3 protein-coding genes and 2 pseudogenes are annotated in these 4,126 nt (G+C 76.2%); 3 read left to right on the top strand and 2 right to left on the bottom strand.

What is annotated here, in order from left to right:
• Positions 1–1,509: MBL fold metallo-hydrolase (locus tag AB0F11_RS37770; RefSeq protein WP_362184326.1), on the top strand; the 1,509-nt coding region annotated here is incomplete at its 5' end.
• 130 nt (positions 1,510–1,639) lie between these two features.
• Here AB0F11_RS37770 and AB0F11_RS37765 read toward each other — a convergent pair.
• On the bottom strand, positions 1,640–2,410 hold the full coding sequence (locus AB0F11_RS37765; RefSeq protein WP_362184324.1) for an anti-sigma factor: 771 nt from the start codon (positions 2,408–2,410) through the stop codon (positions 1,640–1,642).
• The gene (gene sigK, locus AB0F11_RS37760; protein ID WP_362184328.1) at positions 2,407–2,931 is read right to left on the bottom strand and encodes an ECF RNA polymerase sigma factor SigK; all 525 of its coding nucleotides are present in this window, start codon (positions 2,929–2,931) and stop codon (positions 2,407–2,409) included. Before sigK ends, AB0F11_RS37765 begins: the two co-directional genes overlap by 4 nt.
• 524 nt (positions 2,932–3,455) lie before the next feature.
• On the opposite strand from sigK, the pseudogene AB0F11_RS37755 reads away from it, so the two are divergent.
• Both AB0F11_RS37755 and AB0F11_RS37750 read left to right on the top strand, forming a co-directional pair.
• Positions 3,456–3,818 (top strand): annotated as a pseudogene (locus AB0F11_RS37755) (molybdopterin-binding oxidoreductase); the annotation flags it as partial.
• Between the two features lie 56 nt (positions 3,819–3,874).
• Positions 3,875–3,997: pseudogene (locus tag AB0F11_RS37750) on the top strand (fasciclin domain-containing protein); the annotation flags it as partial.
• Between the last annotated feature and the right edge of the window lie 129 nt (positions 3,998–4,126).

Genomic DNA, 4,126 nt, shown 5'->3' with positions numbered 1-4,126 from the left:
CCGGGACCAGGCGCCGCCCGGCCGGGTCCGGGGCCCGGACGTAAACTGAAGGCGCCCCGCGCGCCCCGCGCGGGGCGCGCCGGACGGGTCTCCGGCCGGGCGGCCGGGAGCGTGACGGCGCCGGGCGGCCGGGAGCGTGACGGCATGGACCGGATCGAGATCATGACCACCCCGTCCCTGGGCGACAGCAGTTACCTGCTGGTCAGCGGTGACGAGGCCGCGCTGGTGGACCCGCAGCGGGACAGCTGGGACCTGGTCGGGTCCTGTGCGGCGCGCGGGATACGCGTCAGGTACGTCCTGGAGACGCACGTGCACAACGACTACGTCTCCGGCGCCCTGGAGGTCCGCGCCGCCACCGGGGCCACCGTGGCCGGGCCGGCCCGTGCGCCGTACGCATTCGACCACCTGGGGCTGGCCGAGGACGACGAGATCACCGTCGGGGAGGCCACCGTACGGGCGATGGAGACGCCGGGACACACCCGCGAGCACACCTCGTACCTGGTGTACGGGAACGCGCGCGACCGCGACCGGGAGGCCCCGGCGGCGGTGTTCACCGGGGGCAGCCTGCTGGTGGGCTCCGCGGGCCGCACCGACCTGTCCGGCGAGCACCTCACCGAGGAGCTCGCGCGGGCCCAGTTCCGCTCGCTGCGGCGCCTCGCGCTGCTGCCGGACACCACGCGGGTCCTGCCGACGCACGGCGCGGGCAGCTCCTGCTCCGCGGGCCCGGCCGCCTCGGGCCGTACGAGCACCGTGGGCGCCGAACGGCGGAGCAACCCGGCGCTTGCGGCGCGGGACGAGGAGGACTTCGTCGGGTCGCGGACGACGGGGCTGACGCCCTTCCCCGCGTACTTCCACCACATGGCGCCCATCAACCGGGCCGGTCCCGGCGTGCTCGGCGGGCCGCCGCAGCTGCGGCCGCTGACGCCGGCCGCGGTCGAGGGGCTGCTCGGCGGCGGCGCCTGGATCGTCGACGGGCGCGAGCGCGGGACGTTCGCCGCGGCCCATGTGCCCGGATCGATCTGCGACGAGCTCGACGACCGGTTCGCGAGCCTGGTCGGCGAGGTCGTGCCGTTCGGCACCCGGCTGGTCCTGGTGCTGCCCGAGCCCGTGGCGGAGGCGGCCCGGGAGGCCGTGGTCCAACTGCTGCGGATCGGCTACGAGAACGTCGCGGGGCACCTGGCCGGCGGCATCGGGGCCTGGGCGGCGGCGGGACGGCCGCTGCGCAGCTTCCCCACCGCCGAGGCGGCCGAGCTGGCCGGGCACGTGCGGGAGCACCGCGTCCTCGACGTACGCCCCGACCGGCCGGAGGGCGGGATCCCGGGCACGCTCGCGGTACCGCTGGCGGAACTGCCGCGGCGGCTCGGCGAGTTGCCGCGCGACCGGGAGGTGTGGACGGTGTGCGGCAGCGGCCGCCGGGCGACCGTCGCGGCGAGCCTGCTGGACCTGGCGGGCATTCCCGTACGGGCGGTGGTCACGGGCGGGGTGGAGGACCTCTCGGCGGCTGCGTGAGGGCCGTGGACCGGCGGGCTGACGGCCGGCGGGCTGACGGCCGGCGTACTGATCGCCCCGGCCGGCCCCCCTGGGTGGGGCGGGCCGGCAAGGCGGGACCGGGCGGATCGGAACGCCGTTCGCCCGGGGTTCAGGCGGGCAGGGCGAGCAGGAGCAGGGGCCGGCTCGTGGGCTGCGGGGATCCGCCGGCCGGTTCGAGGGTGAGGCCGACTCCGTTCGCCCCCCGGATGCCGCCGTCCAGGACGGTGGCCCCGTCGTGCGCCAGCAGGCCGGCCGGGCGCATGGTGCCGTGGTCGTCGAACCACAGCTGGTACGTCCTGCCCTCCCCCGGGTCCGGCAGTCCCGCGCCGACGAACACCGCCTTGTCCTGCTGCCGGGAGCTGACCACGGAGGTGGCCGCGCCGCCGGCGGTGCGGCCGCGCACCGTACGGGCGTCCGGTGCGGCCATCACCGCGGCCAGGTCCTGCAGCCGCCGCTCCCCGGCCTGCGCCTGGTCCCGGGCCCGGTCGGCGCCCTGCTCCTGTCGGACGGCGACGCCCGCGAGCAGGGCCGCCGCCGCGACGCTCGCGGCGAGCACCATGACCCGGGCCCGTCGGCGCAGCACCGCGGCAAGGGCGGGCCCGCCGCCTGCGGGAGCGTCGGACTCCGCGAGGAGCGGGGGCAGTTGGCGTACGGAGTCGATGTCGAACAGGACCGCGTCCTTCATGCGCGGCGGCGGGGGCAGGGCGGCCGCACCGGCCAGCCGGGCGGCGGTGGCGGCGAATCCGTCGACCTCCTGCCGGCAGGGGGTGCAGTCGGCGAGGTGGGCGGTGAAGGCCTCGTGTTCGGCGGGCTGGAGGGCGTCGAGGGCGTACGCGCCGGTGAGGGTGTGCAGTGCGTGGTCGTGCTTGTCCTGTTTCATGTGGTCACCCCCATGCAGTCGCGCAGCCGGATCAGCCCGTCGCGCATCCGGGTCTTGACGGTCGGAAGCGGGGTGCACAGCGTCTCGGCGACCTCGCGGTAGGTCAGCCCCTGGTAGTACGCGAGGGTGACGGCCTGGCGCTGGATCTCGGTCAGCCCGCGCAGGCAGCGCCGCACCTGCTCGCTCTCCAGGCGGGTCTCGACCTGTTCGGCCACCTCGTCGAAGGGGCGGGCCTGCGCCCGGGCCGCCTCGTCGTGCTCGCGGTTGCTCGCGGCCTGGGCGGAGCGGACCCGGTCGACGGCGCGGCGGTGGGCGAGGGTGGCCGCCCAGGTCGTCACGCTGCCCTGGTCGGGGCGGTAGCGGGCGGCCTGCCGCCATAGGTCGATCATGACTTCCTGGGTCACTTCCTCGGACTGGGCGCGGTCGCGCACGACTTTGACGACGATCCCGAAGACGGTGCCGGACAGGGCGTCGTAGAGGTCGGAGAAGGCGTCCTTGTCGCCGCGGGCGACGCGGGCCATCAGCTCTTCGAGCGGGGGCACTCCGGCGTCAGGGAGGCCGAGGGTCAGGGGTTGCCTCACCGGGCGGTCTCCCCTCCTCGGGGGCGGGGATGGGAGCGGGGGCAATGGCTCGGGCACCGGGCGCAGTGGGGTGCGGGGGTGGCGGGTGGTCCGCCGGGATCCGTCCATCGCATGGCAGTCCTTCGGTGTCGGGGGTCGGGCGCCGGGTGCCCGGAGACAGGCTTGACGGATCTTCGTAGCGGACGGGGGTGCGGATTGGCCCGGTCTCGCGTCCAATTCATCACCGGAGTGAGTGATTTCGGGGCCGTCTGCATGTGCCTGCATCCGGGCGCGACCGTGGTGCCGAAGGAGGGGCGAAGACCCGGAGCCGGAGGTTCCGGGTCTTCACGGGCGGGCCGGCGTCGACGGGGCGCGGGCCTGCCGCGGGCGTGGCGGCGGTCGGCGGCGGCCACCCCCCGCACCGCTTGCCTGCTTGCCTGCTTGCCGCGGTAAGACGGTCCAATCCGCTCGGCGCGGGGCGCCGAATGGCGAGTGTGAACAGCTTCCGCAAGCGCCCCGTACGGATCACGGCGGGGGCCGCGTCCGGCCTGCTGTCGGCGTACGCCGTCCTGGCCGTCGGAGAGTGGGCCGCCGCGCCGGTACGTCCGGAGGCCGGGCCGGTGGCCGTGGTCGGCGGGGCCGCCGTCGACCGCGCCCCGGCCGCCGTGAAGGACTTCGCGATCCGGACCTTCGGCGAGGACGACAAGCGCGTCCTCCTCCTCGGCATCCTGGCCGTCCTCGCGCTGTGCGCGGCCGGGCTGGGGGTCCTGGGCGCGGTGTCGCCCCGCCACCGGCGTGCGGCGAGCGCCGGGGCCGCGGCCTTCGGGCTGGTCGGGGCGGCGGGCGCCGGCCCCGGTGGCGGCGGCCGCGGTGCCGAGGGCGCCGGCCAGGAAGCCGCTGCATGGTCACCACCTCGGGTTCCGGATCCGCGTACCGGGTCAACGGCGCGGCGAGCGTGGTGTGCGGCAACGTCCGGACCGCGAACGCCACGGTCCACATCATCGACACGGTCCTGATGCCGAAGTAGTCGTTCATCGGGTGGCAATCTTGCCGACCGCCTCCTTCAGGTCGGCGGCGAACTCGGCCCGCCACTGCGCCGAGAGCCGCCGGCCCAGGACCTCCTGGGCCGCGAGCGGGGCGGACCGGCGCAGGCAGG

The organism is Streptomyces sp. NPDC032472 (assembly GCF_040636955.1).
In the GTDB taxonomy this organism is placed as follows: Bacteria; Actinomycetota; Actinomycetes; order Streptomycetales; family Streptomycetaceae; genus Streptomyces.
The sequence above is the reverse complement of the archived record's forward strand: the minus strand, read 5'-3'. Positions and strand labels throughout refer to the sequence as shown.

Excerpts from the sequence above, each read along its gene's own strand:
- AB0F11_RS37765 (WP_362184324.1), bottom strand. The coding sequence starts at position 2,410 with ATGAAACAGGACAAGCACGACCACGCACTGCACACCCTCACCGGCGCG.
- sigK (WP_362184328.1), bottom strand. The coding sequence starts at position 2,931 with ATGGCCCGCGTCGCCCGCGGCGACAAGGACGCCTTCTCCGACCTCTAC.